The organism is Streptomyces sp. NPDC005151, assembly GCF_053599875.1.
Window position 1 is genome coordinate 28002 of sequence record NZ_JBSFYR010000050.1, and the last position, 19291, is coordinate 47292.

Consider the following 19291-nt stretch of genomic DNA (forward strand, 5'->3'; position numbering starts at 1 on the left):
AGGGAACACCGGTCCGTCCGCGGTGGCGGGACCCGGACGGACCGGGGGTCATTTACGGCCGGGTGTCCAGTTCATCCCCCACCCATAGGCGTAGTCGATGGTGCGCTGCGGACTCACCCCGCGTTCGGGTACGAGATAGCGGGCTTCGCGCTGCACGGTGAGGTCTCCCCCGTTGTTGGTGATGAGTGCGAGTGCGCAGACGGTGGAGGGAACGGTGCATTCGTCGAGCGAGAAGTCGATCGCGGCACCGTGCTGCGGCTGCAGGGTGACGGTCGCGTGCAGATCGGCGAAACTCCGGGCGCCTTCATAGATGGTGACGAAGATCAGGACTCGGCGGAGCCGGTCCTTGTGGTCGAGGTCGATGGTCAGGTTCTCGCCGGTGGAGACGGCGCCGCTGCGGTCGTCCCCGTCGAGGTGGATATAAGGGGGCTGCCCGAGAGCGCCGAAGGCGTTTCCGAGTGCCTGCACGACTCCCTTGCTGCCGTCGGTCAGTTCGTAGAGGGCGCAGAGATCAAGATCGAGATCCGCGTGGTTGGCGACCGCCCTGCCGAGTTTGCTGCCCCAGCTCTTGAACTGTTTGCGCACTTCCCAACTGAGATTGACTCGCATGGCTCCCGACGTGCCGCCCTGTTTGGCGAGGGAGACGGACGGCGCATCCTTGGTGAGCGTCACCTTGGAGAGCCGGACGGGCTGGGGGGACGGCGATACGGGCGGCGGGGCAGGGGGCGCCGGGGGTGCCATCGGAGCGGCAGTCGGGGGCTGAGCATGCGGGGGGAACCGGGGCGGGGGCGGCAGGTCAACCCGTGTTGCCGCTTGGGGTTGTTGAGATTGAAGAGGCTGGTGCGATTGCTGAGGCTGTTGGGGTTGCTGGGGTTCGTCGACGGAAATGCCGAAGTCCGTGGCGAGACCTTCGAGGCCGCTGCTGTATCCCTGCCCCACGGCGCGGAATTTCCAGGCGCCCTGCCGACGGTAGAGCTCACCGAGAATGAATGCGGTCTCCACCGTCGCGTCCGCGCTGTCGAAGCGCGCGATCTCCGAGCCGTTCGACATGTCCGTGATCCGTACGTACAGGGCTGACACCTGCCCGAAGCTGCCACCGTCCGCGGAGGCGGCCAGGACGATGCGCTCGATGACGGGCTCCACCCGCGCCAGATCCACCTCAAGGCTGTCCGTGACACCGCCGGCGGCGTTCCGTTTGCCCTCATGACGTACCGCGCCGGAGCCATGCACCGGCTGGTTGTAAAAGACGAAGTCCGCGTCGCTGCGCACCTTTCCCGACACGAGAAGGAGCGCCGATGCATCCACGTCCGGCGTCCCCGGGGCGGTACGCCACCCCAATTCGACCCGCACGGCCTGGGCCGCCACTGGAACATTGGTTCCTTTTAGCATGGTCATGCTCGCCCCCATCACGAGTCCGGCTGCCCGCAGACTTTTCCGTGCCAACCTAATCCGCACCCTGCCACGGGGCCCACAGTCGCGCCGGGCCCCGTCCGGTGATCCGCCGATAACCCCCCGCGAACTCGCCCTATACACGATTACAACGCGTCTCGGCGCCCTTTTTTCCCAAGTTCGCTCGCATTGGGGATCGCGGTTCACTCACATCTCGTAAACCAGCCCTCTTATCGGGCTCCCCAACGGGAACCCTCGGTGACCGCCGCGGCGAGCAGGTGGCCGTGCGCGTCCCGGAAGAGCGCGACCGCGCGCTGCTCGGCCTCGCCGAGGTCGGCGGCGAGGGCCTCCAGCGCCCTCGGGTCGGGCTCCTGCTCGTACCCGGCCCGCTCCCGCCAGAGGTGCGGCGGCATGGACTCGACGGCGTGCACATACCTGGTCCAGGCGGTGTGCAGCGACCGGTCGCCCGCGATGGCCGACGCCAGCTCGCCGATCGGCAGCTCCTCGGACCGGGCGAGGGTCAGCACCGCCGTGGTCAGCACCACCGCATCGCGCGCGGAGAGCCCCCGCAGCGACTCCGGCTCCGTCATCGCGGTGGCCAACTCCAGCAGTCGGCGGCACCGCTGGAGGACGGCCGGGGTGCCCGCGCAGCTCCGGCGAGTCGAAGGCGACCTTCCAGGTGCGGCTGAAGTGGACCGAGGACTCCACGGAGAGCGAGCAGGGGTCGTAGCAGGCCGGGCGGCACTCAGGTCGGCCCCAGCGCGGCCCCGGGGGTTAGGCAGTGTCCTTTTGATCAGATCGTCGTTTGATCTGATGTGGAGTCCAGGGGTGGGTTGCGCGATGAGGCCTGGGAGCGGATCCGGCATCTGTTGCCGTCGGATCCGCTCCGAGGCGGGCGGTGGCGCGATCACCGGTTGGTGATCGACGCGGTGGCGTGGAAGCTGCGGGGCAACAACGCCTGGCGCTCTGGCTGCTGACGGCCGTCGTCGACGACTGGGGTGGTGAGTGGGGCGTATGCAGGGCTCTGGCTCCGCACCGGGGGCACAAGTCCTGGGTTGAGGGGCGCGCCCGGAGCCGATGCGGGCGGTTCGGAGGCCGGGGCCCTCGGTCGGCACCTGAATGATGCTGATCCCCTTGCTGGGCGCGCCGCGTAGGTTCGACGCATCGGGTCGCCCAGCAGTGGCCGGATACCACGTGTGGCCCGCCCATGTCACCGTCGCTGGGTGGACGCGCACGCCGGGGCGCCTGCGGTGCAGGCGCCCCGGCATCGGTCAGCGGCGGATCTGGTAGGCGCGGGTCACCGTCTGCTCGATGGTGTTGCCATCGGCATCGGCGGCCTGCACGCGCAGCGACACGAAGCCCGCGTTCGCGGGGTTGCCGATCGTGCCGTTGAGGCCGCCGTCGAGGCGGACCTGCTGCCAGTTGGTGCCGTCGTCGTACGAGGCCCACAGCTTCGCCCCGTCGAGCTTCAGACCGTTCAGGCCCTTGGGGTAGCGCACGCCCAGTCCGATGCGGGTGGTGGAGTGCGGCCGGGCGCTGTTGGCCTGGTCGACGTCGAGTCGGTAGTCGACCGACAGGACGGGGAGCAGGGTCGGTCCTTCCTTCCGCTCGGAGTGGAAGCGCCAGTCGGTGCGCACCTTGGTGGAGGTCGTCCAGCCGGGGGCGTCCCGCTCCACGTCGGTGACCACGCGGTATTCGGCGCGCTGTGCCGTCATCGGGAAGGCGACGGGCGCCGAACGGACGCTACCGAGGAGCTGGCCGTCCCGGTAGACGGTGGACAGCGCCTTGTCGCTGCTGTCTTCGGTGGAGAAGACCTGGCCCAGCGCGGTGTCGAGCAGACCGCCCGACATCACCACACCGACATCGCCCTGCCTGACGGCCGAGTTGGGCTGTGCGTCCGGCAGCGCGGTGCGGACCACGGCCTTGTTCCAGTCGCGGTGCACGCGCTGTCCGGCTTTGAGCGTCGAGATGTCCGTCACCTTCCAGGAGCCGGCCGCCGTCCACACGGGACCTGCCTTCACCGCTTCCCAGGTGGGCACGTCCGCGGAGACGTACTCGGTCCGGGAGCGCGGCAGGACCACCCGGTCGAAGCCGAAGTACGCCGTCGGCTGCATCGGCGAGCGCGTCAGCCGGGCGTATCCGCCTTCAGTGGCCGGCGTCGAGGCGTGGAACGAGGAGTCCACGGTGGCCAGTTCCTCGTCGCGTACCCGGTAGCGCTGGTCGGCGGGGATGCCGCCCTTGCGGTACTTCAGCAGCTCGTAGGCGTACGGGCTCACCGCCGTACCGGAGATCCTGATCATGGCGTTGTCCAGGGCCGCCAGCTCCTCGCCCTGGGTGCCGGAGAGGGTCATCGCCGGGATCTTGGTGGCCGTCCGGCCCCAGTTGCCTGCGAGCCAGTTCTCGGGGATGTCGTTGTAGATGAGGATGGCGAGCGCACCGGCGCTCGCGGCGTCGTCGACCTGCTCTCCCACCGTGCGCTCGGCGCTCCGCTTCACCAGGGCGAGCTTGCCCCGGACGTCCTCGCCGGCCTTCGCCACGCGCAGGACGCGGGTGCCGTCGATACGTGCGGAGCCCGTCCAGCCCTCGAAGTAGGCCGCGTCCAGGGTCCGGTTGCCGTGCCCGACGAGGCGGGCGTCAAGTGCGGGTGCGCCGAGCGACCAGCCGGCGCGCGATTCGAAGCGCTCGTTCGCGGTCTGCGACGGGACGGAGTACACGGCCGTCTCGCCGTCCAGCCACACCTCGCGGTCGTAGATGAAGCCGCTGTCCACGGCCTGGAAGTTCAGACCGATGCGGGCGCGGTTGGTCTCCGTCGGCCGGGAGGTGGTCATGGTGACCGGGCCGGCCTTGGCGCCGTCCAGGGTGAAGGTCCGATCGGAGTCGATCACCGTGCCCGGCTGGGCGGCGTAGGTGTACTCCTCCAGCCGGCTCCAGTCGGAGTTGTAGTGGAAGATCTCCGAGATGAAAGCGTGCTCGCCGCGCGGTACCCGCACCACGACGGTCCCGTCCGCTGCGACCGGGTACGTCTCGGGCAGTCCGACGCCGCCCAGCTGCCAGGCGGTGACCGCGGCGACGCCGCTCGTCGGCTTGCCGTCGCGGTCGAGCACCTTCAGCGTGACGTCGAAGCGCTGTACGTCCCGGCCGAAGCCGACCGCCGTCACTGCCGCCGTCCGCCCGTCGGCGGAGACCGCGGTGACGTGCGCGCCGTGGGATCCGGTCGTCACGCCGACGGTGTTGAGGGTGAGGTCGACCTCGGCGGTGCCGTGCGCCGGCACGGTCACCGAGTCGGCTCCCAGGCTGAGCACTCCGGCCGGCAGTTCCTCGCCCGCGTTCTCGACCTTCAGGGCGAGGGTGACCGGCTGGTCGCCGTCGTTGACGTACTCGATCTTCTTCCCGACCGGGGCGGTGGCGTCCCAGTCACGCAGTCCGAAGTCGGCCGTGCCGCTGGCCGATACGGGCTGCCGGAGTGCGCGTGCCACGTCCACGCGGCCGGCGCCCTGGGCGTAGACGGAGGTGGCGGCGGTGGTCTTGGCCGTACTGATCAGCTGGCTCTTCAAACGGGCCGGCGTCCAGTCGGGGTGGCGCTGCGCGAGGATCGCGGCGGCGCCGGCCACGTGCGGCGTGGCCATGGAGGTGCCACTCGCGGTGGTGTACGAGCCGTCCACCGGTGTGCCCATCGTCGTGCCGGCGGCGCGGGCGGCGGCGATCCGCGAGCCCGGCGCGGTGATCTCCGGCTTGAGCCCGCCGTTACCGCCTCGTGGGCCCCGGCTGGAGAAGTCGGTGACCGCGTCGGTGGAGTCCACGGCGCCGACCGTCAGGGCCGCGTCGGCGGCTCCGGGTGAGCCGACGGACGTCGCCGCGGGGCCGCTGTTGCCCGCCGCGATGGTGAACAGCACGCCGGTCTGCGCCGTCAGTTCGTTGACCGCCATCGACATGGGGTCGGTGCCGTCGGCGCCTTCCCCGCCGCCCAGGCTCATGGAGATGACCTTCGCCCCCGAGTGCGCGGCCCAGTCCATCCCTTCGATGATCGAGGATTCCGAGCCGCTGCCGCCGTCGTCGAGCACCTTGCCCACGATCAGTCCGGCGCCCGGTGCCACGCCCCGGTACTTCCCGCCGGAGGCGGCTCCGCTTCCCAGGATGGTGGAGGCGACGTGGGTGCCGTGGCCGTGGCCGTCGCGCGCCGTCTCGCCGGGGACGAAGCTGCGGCTTTCCACGATGCGGTCGGCGAGGTCGGGGTGGGTGGCGTCGACACCGGTGTCCAGCACCGCGACCTTCACGCCGGTGCCGTCGAATCCGTCCTTCCACGCATCCGGGGCGCCGATCTGCGGGACGCTCTTGTCGAGGAGCACCTTGACCTGCCCGTCCAGCCAGAGGCGCTGGACGCCGCCCGACAGACGGGCCTTGGGGGTACCAGCGCGGGCGCTGTCGTCGTCGACGGCCTCCCAGAACGTGGCGCCCTTGCGCTTGTCGGCGCTGACGGCGGCTCCGCGTACGCCGGGGAGTTTCCGTGTGATGCGGGCTCCGCCGGGTGCGGTGTCCTTGGCGCCGGACGCGTAGCGCACGATCATCGGGGTCGACGCGTGGTGGGCATCGTCGTACCCCTGGGCGATGAGCTGGGTGACGTTGAACAGCCGGCCGTCCACCTGGCCGTTGTGCACCAGCGCTTCGACGTCGCGCGGGATCACGTACACATCGGTGCCGACGGTGTACGTCCGCAGCTCGGCCGCACTGCGGTGGTACGGGGTGATGTTGACGGCGAGGGTCTTGCCCGCCCTCGTGGCCACCGTCACCTGGTCTCCGGTGACGAGGGTGACCTTCGCGGTGCGGACTTCTGCTTGGGACGGGGTGGTTACCGCGTCCTCCCCGGTCTTCGGTGCGGGGGCGGCACCGTACACCAGGCCGCCGCCGGCCACGGTGGTGGCCATGGTGGTCGCCAAGGTGAAGCTGAGCAGTGCGGCTCTTCGCCTGAAACGCATGCTGAACGCTCTCCTTCCGCCGGCAGGGAGGGTTCCGCGACCGGCGGGTCAAGCCTCGGCAGGAAGGGGCACCGACGCTACGGCCGCGCCTGACGAAGAAGTGACATGTCCGCTCGCCGCCACTTTGCGCGTATCGAAGTCGGATGGTCGTCGTGCGTGATAGTGCGGACATCGTCCCGGTGTGCGGGTGTGGTTAGATCACGCTGCGTCCGGTGGGTGGTACATCGGTTGGGGTGGGTGGGGGCGTCGTGAGAGGCGGACACATGCTGGAGGCCGCGGGGATCGGGGCGGGGGAGGAGCAGATGTACCGCTTCCTCGTCGGGGTGCGTGAGGCTGATGCCGCGGTGATCGCGGAGCAGCTGGGGCTCGAAGTGGCGCAGGCACACAGGCTGTTGGCCTCGCTCCACAACAAGGGGCTGGTGGGGCGGGTGGCCGTTTCGCCGGCGGGGGGCGCGGTGCGCTATGTGCCGGTGGCGCCCGATGCGGCGCTGCGTCCGCTGCTGCTGCGTGGGCATGAGGCGCTGGAGGCGGCGCGGCGGGGGGTGGAGCAGCTCACCGAGGAGTACCGGGCCGGGGGGCGGCGGCATGACGCGGGGCAGCTTGTCGAGGTGATCACGGGGGCGAGTGTGATCCGGCAGCGGCTGCGTCATATGGCGTACGGGGCCAGTGAGATGCGGTGGCTCTGCAAGGCCGGCCATGTGGCCATGCCTGCGGCGGAGAACGACGAGGAGTGGGAGCTGCTCGCCCGTGGGGTGCGGTACAAGGCTATCTACGAGCGCGCTCTGCTGGAGGAGCCCGGCATGGTCGACAACGTTGCCCGGAGCATCCGCGCGGGTGAGCAGGCGCGGGCTACCGGGACGCTGCCGGTGCGGATGGTGATCGCGGACGGTTCGATCGCCATCTGCCCGCTGATGCACGGCGGTTCGGGTGGTTCGCTGGGTGAGCCGACGGCCGCGGTGGTGCGCGGCAGCAGCCTGCTCGACGCGCTGATCGCGCTGTTCGAGAGCCAGTGGGCGGCGGCGTCGCCGCTGCACGTCACGGACTCCGGTGAGCTGGCCGACTTCGGCGGCAGTCCGCGGCCCGGTGCGAACGTCGCCGACGACGAGCGGTATCTGCTGTCCCTGGTCGTCGCCGGGGTCGCGGACAAGGCGATCGCCTCGCAGCTACGGGTCAGCCAGCGCACGGTGCAGCGCCGGATCCAGGTGCTGATGCAGCGCGCCGGCGCCGCGACGCGGACGCAGTTGGTGTGGCAGGCGGCGCGGCGAGGGTGGCTGTCATGAGAGGGGGACTGTCGTGAGATACGAGCCGCTGTTCCCGTACCGCAGCGAACGTCGGTGAGTCCGTCAGGTCGGTTGTCGGTTGACCTGACGGACTCACCGGGCCGGCGGCAGGGGGGTGCCGCTCAGTTCGTGGCGAACGCGCGGCGTACTTCCTGTGTCACCTCGTTGCCCCGGTCGTCCCAGGCGCGTACGCGCAGGGACACGTAGCCGTCGGTCCGGGAGTCGGCCGGGCGGTGGGCCCGTACGTCGTAACTCCCGTTGCCTTCGGGGGTGGTCGTCGCCGGGCTCCAGTGGGCGCCGTCGTCGTAGGAGACGGAGACCTCCGTGCCCGCCACCTTCGGGCCGGTGAGGCCGTCCTGGTGGCGTGCCTTCACCCCGAAGTCGAGGGTGCGGGCGTGTCGCGGTGCGGTGCCGGTGAGGTCGGTGGGAATGTCGTAGTCGAGTTGCAGCAGGGGCAGCAGCGGGGTCTCGCCCGCGGGTGGGCGCGGGGCCGTGAACGACCAGCTGGTGCGGGTGGCGGTCGACAGCGACCACTCGGGGGTGGTGCGCTTGACGTCCAGGTCCAGGCGGTAGCGGCCGTCCGTGCCGGCTGCCGGGAAGTCCTCCCAGGCGGCGGGTGCTTCGGCGAGGAGCTTCCCGTCGCGGTAGAGGGCGGCTCGCACCTCGTCGGCGGGGGTGTCGTCCCAGTCGCCGCCGTCGGGCCTGCTGTAGTGGCCTGCGGTGGCGTCAGCGAACTCCGGTATGCGCACGATCAGTTCGTCCTCCTTGCGGTAGGAGGCCGTGCCCTTGACGCCGCGGGGGATGGCGGGGCGTACGACGGGGGCGAACCAGCTCTCCGTCAGCCGCTCGCCGGGCCGGTAGGTCCGCGTCGGCTGGAGCATGCCGGCGGTCAGGGGGCTGCTGTCGTCCCAGGTGAGGCGGTGGTGCACACGGTGGAGCCAGAGGGTGTCGCCGGAGCTCACGTACTCGGTGCGGGTCAGCGGGGTGGCCACGTGGCGCCGGTACTGATTGATCGCGGAGTTCATCCAGGGGCGCCAGCCGAAGCGCTGCTCCGTGGCATACGGGACGCCGCCCGTGTGGTGGTAACGCGAAGTGATCGTAGCGGTGTTGGCGGCCGTCACCCGGTGCACCACCCGCTCGGGCACCCGCTGGCGGGAAACCTGCATCACGTCGTACAGGTAGGGGCTGTCGGGGATGCCGTGCAGCTCCAGTGCGGTGGTCCCGGAGCGCAGTCGCTCGCGGAGCCGCTCCCCAATGTCGTAGCGGGTCAGGACGGCGGGGAGGGGCAGGCGTTCGCCCCGGGGGTTCCAGTGCGTCCAGGCGACGCCGCCCTCCCCTTCGGTCAGGACGACGGTGGACGCTCCGGCGGCCGAGGCCGCGGCGGCCTGCTCCTCGTAGCGGGCCTCCGTGGCGTCCACGAGTACCGCGGCGCCGGCCGGGTCAACGCCGCGTGCGCGCAGTGCCGCGTAGTCCTCGGGGCGGCCGGTGCCGGCGTCGAGCAGGCGCATGCTGCGGCGGCCGTCCACCGTGGGCGAGTTGTCCAGCAGGCCGCCTTCGAGGTCGATCGCGCGGCCTGCCCGCAGCGCGCGGGCGGTCAGCTGCGGGGCGGTCAGCTGCCAGCGGGAGTTGAACTCGAAGACGCCGTCGGTGACTTCCTTCGTCGGGGTGACGTAGAGGCGGCGGGCGTCGGCGCTGAAGTCCATGTGGCCGTTGGAGATGCTGCGCCCGCCGACGGCGCGGTGGGTGTAGAAGCTGACGACGGCTTCCTGGACGGCCGGTCTGGGTGTCTCGATCCGGACCTGGACGGCCTTGCGGGCGTCGAGGACCACGTGCCTGTCGCGGTCGACCGTCAGCTCGGGGTCGACGACGACACTCTCCACGCTGCCGTTCTCGACGCGGTCGGAGATCACGCCGTGCAGGAAGTAGGACCCCTCGGGCACCGTCACGGTGAGGGTCTCCCCCGGCCGCAGGGCGGTGACGACGTCGTCGCGGGAGTGGGGGCCGACGAGCACCAGCGGGGTGACCCAGGCGGGGCGGCCGGCGCGGTCGACGGCGGTCAGGGTGAGCTTGTGCCTGGGGGCTCCCTTCGCCGCCGCCAGCACGGTGTGCGCGACGGCCTTCCCGTCGCCGCTCGTCGCGGTGAGGCTGCCGCCGTAGCGGCCGGCGGGCAGGGACTTCGCGTCGAGGGTGACGTCGATGTGGGCCTGGCCGCCGGCGGGGACGGTGACCGTCGCGCCGTCGGGCAGGCGCACCGCGCCGGCCGGTGCCGGGTGGCCGGCGGCGTCGCGCAGCTCGGCGGTGAGGTTCAGGGTGAGCGGGGTGGGGCCGGTGTTGGTGTAGGTGAGCTGCGCGCTCTGCGGGCCGGAGACGGGGGTGAGTTCGCCGAAGCCGACGGTGCCGGTGGCGTGTACGGGTTGCTTCACCGCCCGTGCCAGGTCCACCCGGCCGCCGCCCTGCTCATAGACGGTGTAGTCCGGGGAGAGGCGGGAGGTGCTGATCAGGGCGTCCTTCAACTGCCGTGCCTGCCAGTCGGGATGCTGCGCGGCCAGGATCGCCGCGGCGCCCGCGACGTGGGGGGCCGCCATCGACGTACCGGAGGAGGCGGTGTATGCGTCGTCGACCGGCTCGCCCATCGAGGTGCCCGCCGCGCGGGCGGCGACGATACCGACGCCGGGGGCGGTGATGTCGGGCTTCTGCGCCTCGTCGGTGCGCGGGCCGCGGCTGGAGAACTCGGCGAGGTGCTCCTCGCCGTCCACCGCGCCCACGGTCAGTGCCTCGTCCGCGGCGCCGGGGGTGCCCACGGTGTACTCGCCGGGGCCGCTGTTGCCGGCCGAGGCGACGAAGAGCGTGCCGGTGGTCTCGGTCAGCTCGTCGAGGCCGAGGCTGAGCGGGTCCGTACCGTCGCCGGCCGTGTCGCTGCCCAGGCTCATGTTGACGACGTCGGCGCCCGAGGAGGCGGCCCATTCCATGCCGTCGAGGACGGAGGAGAGGGAACCGATGCCGTTGTCGCCGAGGACCTTGCCGACCAGCAGCTTCGCGCCGGGCGCGACGCCCTTGCGGGAGCCCTGGGAGGCGGCGCCGGTGCCGGCGATGGTGGAGGCGACGTGGGTGCCGTGGCCGAAGACGTCCTGGGTGGTGGGGCTGTCGGTGAAGTTGCGCGTCCCGGCGATCCGGCCGGCGAGGTCGGGGTGGGCGTCGTCGACGCCGGTGTCCAGGACGGCGACGGTGACGCCCGTCCCGTCGTATCCCGCGCTCCAGGCCTCGGGGGCGCCGATCTGCGGGACACTCTTGTCGAGGGAGGTGTGGACCCTCGCATCGAGCCAGAGGCGGTCGATACCGGCGCCGAGCTGCGGGGTCTTCGGAGTCTTCGAGGTCTGCGGAGTCTTCGAGGTCTTAGGGGCTTCGGTGCCGACGGCCTCCCAGAAGCGGTGGGCCTGTCGCTTCTCGGCCTTCAGTGCGCTGCCCCGCAGGCTGCCGAGCGTGCGTACCGCCTCGGAACCGACGGGCTCCTCGGCGGAGTCGAGCCGGACGCCGGAGCGGTAGCGGGCGATCAGCGGGATGCTCTTGGTGCGGGCGTCGTCGTAGCCCTGCTCCACCAGGCCGGTGATGTTGAACAGCTGGCGGTCGAGTGCGCCGGTGGCCAGATACGGCAGTGCCTCGCCGGGGAGTACGTAGAGGTCGCCGTCGATCTCCACCTGCTCGTAGCTGCCCCCCGCGCCTTCCCCGCCCGGCTCGACGGAGACGGCCTGGCGGCCGTCGGGGAAGCGCTCCAGGTGCACCCGGGCTCCGGTCACGAGGGTGACGGTGGAGGTCCGGGAAAGGGGGGCCGCCGGGCGGGCGGTGGCGGCGGCCGCGTGGGAGGAGGGGGCCAGGACAGGGACCAGGGCGGCGATGAGGGCACCTGCCGCTATGAGCGCGGCGGGGCGGAGCCGTGGGTGCATCGGGGGAGCCTCTTCGAGAAGGTGCGGGCGTGGAGCGCGTGGTTCGGATCAAGACTCCGGCCTCCGAGGCCCGTGTGTCACCTGTTACGGGTGCCGTGATTGCGACATGTCGTCTCTACGACAAGGGGATCTGGGTTGGCCCTTTGGGGAACCGCGGCCGGAACGGTGCGCGCGTAACGGCTGATTGGGCCCCGGATGGGGCTTGAGTTCTAGCCTCCTGCACGGAGATGACTGACCTGGCCGCCCTGGTGCGCGACTTCGCCCAGCTGCTGACCCCGGCCGACAGCAACGCCAACGCGCTGACCGGCTGGATCAAGCAGGTCCGGGCAGCCGACCTGCCCTTCTTACACTCCTACACAACCGGCCTCGAACGCGACCGCGCCGCCGTGAACGCCGGCCTCACCCCGCCCCACCACAACGGGAGGACCGAGGGCGTCAACAACAAGATCAAACTGATCAAACGCCAGACATACGGCCGCGCAGGACACCCCCTCTTGCGCCAGCGCATCCTGCTCAACTGACGCCCCACCAGGAGTGATCACCCGCTACGAAAATCTTGTAAGAGCCAAGTTCAGGACAGGCCCGCAGGTGACGCCTGGGTAGGTCCGCTGTGCAATGGCGGCGTCTCTGCCGTCGAAGTTGCCAGCGAATGATAGTACCTGTGGACGAGTTCAGTGCGCAGAGAAGCGCTGGGCCAGCGGAGCAGAAGCGCTTCGGTAGTCATGGGCAGGCCGGGGGCCGGGAACCATGTTTGTGCCCTCTTCCTGTCCGGGCCGGCTGGTGGAAGCGCGGGGAGTAGGCCGTGGAGTCGAGGTAAGAGCTGGGATGCAGGGGCAAGGAGAGCCCGAAGTGTCGGCATGGGGAAACTTCCTGGCGCAGTGAGCCGCGGGTTCAGGAAGCTATGAGTTCGTCTGTTCGAACATCACAATCTCCGCGACTGGATCATCCGGCACTGGCCCATCGTCCTCATCGATAAGAAGTCCCGCTTCCCGCGCCACGTCCTCAGGCAGCACGCTGGCGAAGGAACGCTTCATAGTCGTCTCGTATCCGTACTTTCCTGTCACACGCACTGTGATGGAGAAGAACATGCTCCTTCGCGAGTGGTTGGGGATGTGGATGGCGGTGTAGACACCGAGCTCGTTCGGGGTCATTCGGATCTTGATGTCACCAAACGTGTAGGTCTTGGTGTCTCCTTCCCACGTTGGTGCTGCGGCAGGTGCTGTCGCTACGGCGGGAGGGCCAGACGACTTCGGTGAGGCAGTTTGTGTCTCATCAGGCGATTCGCCCTCCGCTGAGCTCCCCTTTGTAGGGCTACTCTCCGACGCAGATGAAGGCCTCTTGGAAGCCGGCGTATCCAACGAATCGGCATCTCCCTGTCTCTCACTGCATCCTGAGACGGCCAAAGCGGCCGCCGTGATCGCGGTGATGGCCACTGGAACACGGCGTTTTCGGCTAGGGGCACGACTAGTGCCCCCCAGTACCTGGACGCCGTCCACAAGCACTCCGATGCTCTGGTCCTCCATATACAGCTAGACCATCCCACAGTGGCCGGGCTTCCGTTGCACCAGACCGGTTTAGATGTCATCTCAATTCGTGTGTTTACGGCAGAAGATGAGGGTGCAGGAGATGTTCGTGAAGGCGAGAAGGGGGCTTGACCCGGAATCTTGGACACGGGTTATGCGGCTGGGGCCAAAGTAGTTGATGTTGTGTCAAGTGCTGTCTCGTAGGCGATGGGACTGCGCTGTCCGAGGCTGGAGTGGCGGGGTCGGGTGTTGTAGCGGTGCAGCCAGTGGAACAGGTCGAGGCGGGCCTCGCGTTCGTCGGCCCCGGCCCTGCGGGCTTGGGGTGTCCCGCGCTTGCATGTGGCGTTGAAAGACTCGGCGAGCGCGTTGTCCGCCGAGCTGCCGACGGCGCTCAGCCGCAGCCGTCTCCAAGGGCTGGCCGACGAACTTACGGTCGCGCCCACCAACCGAGGCGTCCACATCGCCCTCTTCGAACACCTCCTCCTTGCAGCTTCCGTTTACGGCGATCAAGCATTTCTGGATGACATCGGCGAATCGGGCATCGTTGCCGCCGATCGAGATGGTGACAAGGGTGGTATTGCTGTCCAGGTAGCCCTGGTCCATCTGAGGCTTCTCACCCCCGTTGCCCTGGATCTTGCCGTTGTGCACCACGTTGTAGGTGCGAGCGCCCGAGCAAGCGATCAGGTGGTAGTCCATGGTTGAGCCATTGCCGTCGGCCAGCGCGCCGATCGACGCAGACCGGCCAGGGATGCTGGCCTGCCGAGACCACGCCTGGGTCGAACGGTGGCAGGCGTCACGGGTCTTCTTGTCCTGCGTGTCGAGGTAGTTCGTCTCCGGGTAGTAGTCCCGGTTGCCTTCGGACGCCCCCTCACCGGAGGAATAGGAGTCGCCCATGGCGACGACGAAGTCCTTCGGCTTGGCCGACAGTGGCTGGAAGGCGACCGAGTCCCAGGCGATGTCCGAGGCCCGTCGCGACCAGCGCGAGGCGGTTGCGCTGGGTGGACAGGACGCCCTTGGGCACGCCGGAGGATCCTGAGGTGTAGAGCAGCCAAGCCACTTCGTCCAGTGCGAGATCGTCCCGGGCCGGCGTCCGCGGCTCCGTACCCGCCAACTCCTCGTACCGCAGAACGCCGCCCGCGCCCGCGCGTCGTAAGGTTCCAGGCGCTCGGGGTCGAAGCCCTCCGTCCTGGCGAGTGCCACGCGGGTGTCGGCCTTTGCAGCCCATCCGCCACTTCTCGTTAGCCATGAGGCCCTCCAACGGAAAAGCTCCCGCTGTTAACGGTAGCTTTAACGATGTTTTAGCAGGTCAGGCGGACAGAAGCAGCATAAAACGGATGACCCTAAGATTTGGGCTCCCCAACCAGCACATCGTGGGCTTAACTTAGGTGTCATGACCTCCCCCCGCTCCACCTACGGCGGCGGCTACTACGCCGCACCGTCGTTCCCCGACACTCCGATCTACGACTCCCTGGTCGCGGAGCGGGGTACGCCGCAGATTGCCCCGATCCGAGTGCCGGCCTTCTACGACACCGGAAACAGCTACCTGCCGGCGCTCCCGTCGGCGCTGCCGGCGCTTCCCGCAGCGCCTTCCCAGCCGAACCCGTCGTACGGCTACCCGCAGCAGATGGCCGCACCGCAGCAGAACCACGCGCCGATGCAGCCGGCTCATCTGGAGCAAGCTCCCGCGCCGTACATCCCGCAGCAGCCGACCGGCATGCGGGGCGGCTACCAGACGCCTCAGCCCCAGCAGCAGCGCCCCGCGCCGGGCACGGGGTACGAGTCGATGCGTCCGGCGTCACCGCGGCCCGTACCCGCGCCCTCTCCGTACGAGGACCCGTACAACCGCCCGTACCAGGGCCGGGGGTACTGAGCCGCCGCGGAACCCGCTGCACACGGCCGCGGTCCGTCCCGGGCCCGATCCGAAGGACGGGCCCGGGGGGACTGGCAGGATGGAGGCATGCGTCCTCCCGTACTGCGCGCCGTGCACATCCATCCGGTCAAGTCGCTGGCCGGATGCGAGCCCGGCGAGGCCGCCGTCGAGCCATGGGGACTCGACGGCGACCGCCGGTGGATGCTGGTCGACACCACGGGCCGGGCTGTCACACAGCGGCAGCAGCCGCGCATGGCGCTGGTCTCCGCCATGCCGCTGCCCGGGGGCGGCATCGGTCTGTCGGCGCCGGGGAGCGCGCAGCTGACCGTCGAGGTGCCCGAGCCCGGACGCACGGTCCCCGTGGCGCTGCACCGGTCCACCATCGAGGTGGTGGAGGCGGCGGCCGCCGCCCACACCTGGTTCAGCGACTGCCTGGGCACGGAGGTCCGGCTCGTCCATCTCGACGCGCCCGGGACCCGTCGGCTGATCAATCCCGCGTACGCGCGCCCCGGTGAGACCGTCGGATTCGCCGACGGCTACCCGCTGCTCCTGACCTCCAGCGCCTCGCTGGACGCCTTGAACTCACTCATCGCACAGGGCGACCACGCAGACGAGGGCCCTCTGCCGATGAACCGTTTCCGGCCGAATGTCGTCGTGGACGGCACGCCGCCGTGGGCGGAGGACGGATGGGACAGGATCACCATCGGCGATGTCCCGTTCCGCGTGGTCAAACCCTGTGACCGCTGTGTCATCACCACCACCGACCAGGGCACGGCGGAGCGCGGCAAGGAGCCGCTGCGTACGCTCGCGCGCCACCGCCGTGCCGGGCAGGACCTGCTGTTCGGCCAGTATCTGATTCCGGACGGGACCGGCGTGATCCGGGTCGGGGACCCTGTTCGGATTCTCGGCCGACGGCCCGGCCGGGAGGGGAACTCGCTGGACCGGCCCGCGCGTTGGACGGGGTGAGGTAGCTCTCTCTCGTCTGCTCGGCGCGCAGGCTGTGCCGTATCGGGATATGACGGATGCGGAAGGGGGTGCAGGACTGTGCGAGCGCTATCGGGAGTATGGCGTTGGCGGCACAATCCCCTGCGCCGCGCCACTGACCGGCACGAGGCGTGGGTGGCTCTGGTGGCGCTGCTGTTGATGGCGGTGGCGGCGCCTGCGCTCGGGTGGCTGTGCGGGTCGCTCATCGACGACGTCCTGCAGGAGTCGGTACGGATCCAGCAGGCGCAGCGGCATGCCACGACGGCGGTTGTGGTGCGCACGGCGTCGAGGGCGCCGCGTCTGGTCTCCGACCCCGAGGCGTCCTCGGAGCGCACGACGCAGACGTCGGTGGTGGCGCGCTGGAAGGCCCCGGACGGCACAGCCCGCAGCGGAAGGGTCGCGACCTCTTCGAAGATCACCGATCCCGGCTCCCGGGTGCGGATCTGGACCGACCTGGACGGCCGCCCGGCGTTGCGCCCGATGGATGTGCCGACGGCCCACACCCATGCGGCACTGGCTGGATTCGGGGTGATGCTGCTGGGCGTCGCACTGATCGAGGGCGGGCGGCGCCTGATCGTATGGCGCATGGTGCAACGGCGGTATGCGCGGCTCGACCGGGCGTGGGCCGAGGCCGGTCCGGACTGGGGCAGGACGGGCACCGGCAGCTGATGAGCTGGGATCCCGTCAACTCCCACCCTCCGCGCGCGCTACGGTGGACCGGTCCGCTCACCTCTTCGGCGGACGGACCCGTGACGACCCCTGCCGCAAGGCCGGCCGCACGGGCATCGGACACGCACGAGGTGGGGGCACAACAGCGCCATGGCACAGGGCACGGTCCAGGTGACGCACACCGGCACATCGCGGTGGCGGCGCCGCACTGGCGAATACGCCTCCCTCACCGCAGCCCTTGACGCCGCGGCGGACGGTGATGTCCTCACCGTCGCACCGGGCACTTACCGGGAGAATCTCGTCCTGCACCGCGCGGTGACCCTGCGTGGTCCGGAGGGCTCCGTCGGCTCCGTCCGGATCGCGCCGGTCGACGGCGTACCGCTGACGGTGCGTGCCTCCGCCGTCGTCCAGGATCTGCATGTGGAGGGCCAGGACTCGGCGGCCCCCGCACTGCTCGTCGAGGACGGCGCCCCGGAGCTGGCGGATCTGCGGATCGTGACGCGGTCGGCCGCCGGGATAGAGGTGCGCGGTGCGGCCCGGCCGAACGTGCGCCGCTGCACGGTCGACAATCCGGCCGGGGTCGGCATTGCCGTGCTCGACGGTGCGGGCGGGGTGTTCGAGGAGTGCGAGATCGTGTCGGCCGGGCAGTCCGGGGTCTCGGTGCGCGACGGTGCGCATCCGCGGCTGGAACGCTGCCGGGTCCATCACTCCTCGGGCGCCGGACTGAGCATCACCGGTGAGGGCAGCGCGCTGGAGGCCGTCGGCTGCGAGGTGTACGAGATCAAGGGCAGCGGCATACAGGTCACCGCCCGCGCCTCCGCGCACCTCACCGACTGCACGGTGCACCGCACTTCGGCGGACGGGGTCACGCTCGACACGGACGCGGTGCTGACGCTCGCCGACTGCGACATCCATGACATCCCGGAGAACGCGGTGGATCTGCGCTCCCGTTCGGTCCTCACCCTGACCCGTTCCACGGTCCGCCGCTTCGGGCGCAACGGCCTGTCGGTGTGGGACCCGGGCACCCGGGTCGACGCCAACCAGTGCGAGATCCACGACAGTACGGGCGACTACCCGGCGGTCTGGGTGAGCGACGGCGCGACCGTGATACTGGACTCCTGCCGGGTCCATGACGTGCCGGACGCGATCTTCGTCCTCGACCGGGGCTCACGCGCCGATGTCGTCGACAGCGATCTCACCCAGGTCCGCAACACGGCGGTGTCGGTGAGCGACGGGGCGACCGCACAGCTCGACGACTGCCGGATCCGGGAGGCGTCCACCGGCGCCTGGTTCCGCGACCACGGCAGCGGCGGCACGATGAACAACTGCACCATTGACACGGCACAGACCGGGGTCATCGTCACCAAGGGCGCCGACCCGGCCATCGAGCGCTGCACGGTCACCTCGCCCGCCGAGGCCGGTTTCTACGTCTCCGCCGGTGGACGCGGCACCTTCCACAGCTGCCGGGTCACCGGCAGTGACGGATACGGCTTCCATGTGATGGACGGCTGCCGTACGACGCTGACCCGGTGCCGTACCGAGCGGTGCGCGCGCGGCGGCTACGAGTTCGCCGAGGGCGGCTCGCACGGAGACGGGCAGGGGACGGGCCCCGTCGTCGAGGACTGCACCAGCGACGAGAGCGCACTGCGCACCGCCACTCCCCCGCCGCCCACGGTGCTGACGGCCGCCCAGTCGGCACCCGGGCTGCTCGGTGCGGTGCCCGCGCAGCGCCCGGCCGCGCCCGCCGCCGTCGAGGCACCCGCCGAGCCGGTACGTACCTCGGGCGCCGTTCTCGGTGAACTGGACGCGCTGGTCGGCCTGGACAGCGTCAAGCGCGAGGTACGTGCACTCACCGACATGATCGAGGTGGGCCGCCGCCGCCTGGAGGCGGGGCTGAAGGCCGCGTCGGTGCGACGCCATCTCGTCTTCACCGGCTCCCCCGGCACCGGCAAGACGACCGTGGCCCGCCTGTACGGCGAGATCCTGGCCTCGCTCGGGGTGCTGGAGCGGGGGCATCTCGTCGAGGTGTCCCGGGTCGATCTGGTCGGCGAGCACATCGGCTCGACCGCCATCCGTACCCAGGAGGCGTTCGAGCGGGCGCGCGGCGGGGTGCTGTTCGTCGACGAGGCGTACGCGCTGTCGCCCGAGGACTCCGGCCGGGACTTCGGCCGGGAGGCGATCGACACGCTCGTGAAGCTGATGGAGGACCACCGGGACGCGGTGGTCGTGATCGTCGCCGGCTACACCCACGAGATGGAGCGGTTCCTCACCGTCAACCCCGGTGTGGCGTCCCGTTTCTCACGGACCATCACCTTCAGCGATTACGAGCCCGCAGAATTGCTGCGGATCGTCGAACAGCAGGCCGAGGAGCACGAGTACAGCCTCGCCGGGGGCACCGGAGAGGCGCTGCTGCAGTACTTCACCGAGCTGCCCAAGGGCCCGGCGTTCGGCAATGGCCGGACCGCCCGCCAGACCTTCGAGTCGATGGTCGAGCGGCATGCCGGCCGGGTCGCCCAGCTCGCCGAGCCGAGCACGGACGACCTCACCCTGCTCTACCCGGAGGACCTGCCGGAACTCCCCTGAGAGCCTGTCGGGTGACCTTCGATCGGAAAGCGGACGTGGTCTGGTGCGTGCGATTCCAAGGCGCCGGAAGGCCCTCGGA

General features: G+C 70.2%; 13 protein-coding genes and 1 pseudogene. 7 read left to right on the forward strand and 7 right to left on the reverse strand.

Annotated features, from left to right (window positions below):
• Nucleotides 1–48: 48 nt before the first annotated feature.
• The gene (locus ACWD6R_RS24610; protein WP_451820672.1) at nucleotides 49–1365 is read right to left on the reverse strand and encodes a TerD family protein; all 1317 of its coding nucleotides are present in this window, start codon (nucleotides 1363–1365) and stop codon (nucleotides 49–51) included.
• Between the two features lie 254 nt (nucleotides 1366–1619).
• Nucleotides 1620–1979: a hypothetical protein gene (locus ACWD6R_RS24615; RefSeq protein ID WP_451820673.1), complete on the reverse strand. Its 360-nt coding sequence runs from the start codon at nucleotides 1977–1979 to the stop codon at nucleotides 1620–1622.
• 225 nt (nucleotides 1980–2204) lie between these two features.
• Here ACWD6R_RS24615 and ACWD6R_RS24620 point away from each other — a divergent pair, with 225 nt between their 5' ends.
• Complete coding sequence (locus ACWD6R_RS24620; RefSeq protein WP_451820674.1) at nucleotides 2205–2366, forward strand: transposase; 162 nt, start codon at nucleotides 2205–2207, stop codon at nucleotides 2364–2366.
• A 294-nt stretch (nucleotides 2367–2660) separates the two neighbouring features.
• On the opposite strand, the gene ACWD6R_RS24625 is transcribed toward ACWD6R_RS24620, so the two are convergent.
• Nucleotides 2661–6362: a S8 family serine peptidase gene (locus ACWD6R_RS24625; protein WP_451820675.1), complete on the reverse strand. Its 3702-nt coding sequence runs from the start codon at nucleotides 6360–6362 to the stop codon at nucleotides 2661–2663.
• Nucleotides 6363–6625: 263 nt separating this feature from the next.
• On the opposite strand from ACWD6R_RS24625, the gene ACWD6R_RS24630 reads away from it, so the two are divergent.
• Entirely contained in the window at nucleotides 6626–7642 is a 1017-nt protein-coding gene (locus ACWD6R_RS24630; RefSeq protein WP_451820676.1) for a helix-turn-helix domain-containing protein, read from the forward strand.
• Between the two features lie 122 nt (nucleotides 7643–7764).
• Here ACWD6R_RS24630 and ACWD6R_RS24635 read toward each other — a convergent pair whose 3' ends face one another.
• Complete coding sequence (locus tag ACWD6R_RS24635) at nucleotides 7765–11583, reverse strand: S8 family serine peptidase (RefSeq protein WP_451820677.1); 3819 nt, start codon at nucleotides 11581–11583, stop codon at nucleotides 7765–7767.
• Between the two features lie 218 nt (nucleotides 11584–11801).
• On the opposite strand from ACWD6R_RS24635, the pseudogene ACWD6R_RS24640 reads away from it, so the two are divergent.
• Nucleotides 11802–12104: pseudogene (locus ACWD6R_RS24640) on the forward strand (transposase); the annotation flags it as partial.
• A gap of 378 nt (nucleotides 12105–12482) precedes the next feature.
• Here the strand turns inward: ACWD6R_RS24640 and ACWD6R_RS24645 are convergent.
• The 3 genes from ACWD6R_RS24645 to ACWD6R_RS24655 all read right to left on the reverse strand — a co-directional run bounded on the left by ACWD6R_RS24645 (nucleotide 12483) and on the right by ACWD6R_RS24655 (nucleotide 14352).
• Complete coding sequence (locus tag ACWD6R_RS24645; RefSeq protein WP_451820678.1) at nucleotides 12483–12734, reverse strand: hypothetical protein; 252 nt, start codon at nucleotides 12732–12734, stop codon at nucleotides 12483–12485.
• A 524-nt stretch (nucleotides 12735–13258) separates the two neighbouring features.
• Complete coding sequence (locus ACWD6R_RS24650; RefSeq protein WP_451820679.1) at nucleotides 13259–13567, reverse strand: integrase core domain-containing protein; 309 nt, start codon at nucleotides 13565–13567, stop codon at nucleotides 13259–13261.
• A 407-nt stretch (nucleotides 13568–13974) separates the two neighbouring features.
• Nucleotides 13975–14352, reverse strand: coding sequence for an AMP-binding protein (locus ACWD6R_RS24655; RefSeq protein ID WP_451820680.1), 378 nt, complete (start codon nucleotides 14350–14352; stop codon nucleotides 13975–13977).
• A gap of 144 nt (nucleotides 14353–14496) precedes the next feature.
• Between ACWD6R_RS24655 and ACWD6R_RS24660 the strand changes: the two genes are divergently transcribed.
• The 4 genes from ACWD6R_RS24660 to ACWD6R_RS24675 all read left to right on the forward strand — a co-directional run bounded on the left by ACWD6R_RS24660 (nucleotide 14497) and on the right by ACWD6R_RS24675 (nucleotide 19212).
• Complete coding sequence (locus tag ACWD6R_RS24660; RefSeq protein WP_451820681.1) at nucleotides 14497–14976, forward strand: DUF6643 family protein; 480 nt, start codon at nucleotides 14497–14499, stop codon at nucleotides 14974–14976.
• An 87-nt stretch (nucleotides 14977–15063) separates the two neighbouring features.
• Nucleotides 15064–15942 carry an MOSC domain-containing protein gene (locus ACWD6R_RS24665; protein ID WP_451820682.1) on the forward strand — a complete coding sequence of 293 codons (879 nt, stop codon included), beginning with the start codon at nucleotides 15064–15066 and terminating at the stop codon, nucleotides 15940–15942.
• 78 nt (nucleotides 15943–16020) lie between these two features.
• A complete protein-coding gene (locus ACWD6R_RS24670) occupies nucleotides 16021–16629 on the forward strand; it encodes an Rv1733c family protein (protein ID WP_451820683.1) in 609 nt (202 codons plus the stop codon).
• Nucleotides 16630–16779: 150 nt separating this feature from the next.
• Nucleotides 16780–19212, forward strand: coding sequence for a right-handed parallel beta-helix repeat-containing protein (locus ACWD6R_RS24675; RefSeq protein WP_451820684.1), 2433 nt, complete (start codon nucleotides 16780–16782; stop codon nucleotides 19210–19212).
• Nucleotides 19213–19291 lie beyond the last annotated feature (79 nt).

What these genes read in the sequence shown, in the direction of transcription:
- ACWD6R_RS24650 (WP_451820679.1), bottom strand. Translation starts at nt 13,567, where the DNA reads ATGTGGACGCCTCGGTTGGTGGGCGCGACCGTAAGTTCGTCGGCCAGC.
- ACWD6R_RS24675 (WP_451820684.1), top strand. Translation starts at nt 16,780, where the DNA reads ATGGCACAGGGCACGGTCCAGGTGACGCACACCGGCACATCGCGGTGG.
- ACWD6R_RS24625 (WP_451820675.1), bottom strand. Translation starts at nt 6,362, where the DNA reads ATGCGTTTCAGGCGAAGAGCCGCACTGCTCAGCTTCACCTTGGCGACC.
- ACWD6R_RS24630 (WP_451820676.1), top strand. Translation starts at nt 6,626, where the DNA reads ATGCTGGAGGCCGCGGGGATCGGGGCGGGGGAGGAGCAGATGTACCGC.
- ACWD6R_RS24615 (WP_451820673.1), bottom strand. Translation starts at nt 1,979, where the DNA reads ATGACGGAGCCGGAGTCGCTGCGGGGGCTCTCCGCGCGCGATGCGGTG.
- ACWD6R_RS24645 (WP_451820678.1), bottom strand. Translation starts at nt 12,734, where the DNA reads ATGACCCCGAACGAGCTCGGTGTCTACACCGCCATCCACATCCCCAAC.
- ACWD6R_RS24665 (WP_451820682.1), top strand. Translation starts at nt 15,064, where the DNA reads ATGCGTCCTCCCGTACTGCGCGCCGTGCACATCCATCCGGTCAAGTCG.
- ACWD6R_RS24635 (WP_451820677.1), bottom strand. Translation starts at nt 11,583, where the DNA reads ATGCACCCACGGCTCCGCCCCGCCGCGCTCATAGCGGCAGGTGCCCTC.
- ACWD6R_RS24660 (WP_451820681.1), top strand. Translation starts at nt 14,497, where the DNA reads ATGACCTCCCCCCGCTCCACCTACGGCGGCGGCTACTACGCCGCACCG.
- ACWD6R_RS24655 (WP_451820680.1), bottom strand. Translation starts at nt 14,352, where the DNA reads ATGGCTAACGAGAAGTGGCGGATGGGCTGCAAAGGCCGACACCCGCGT.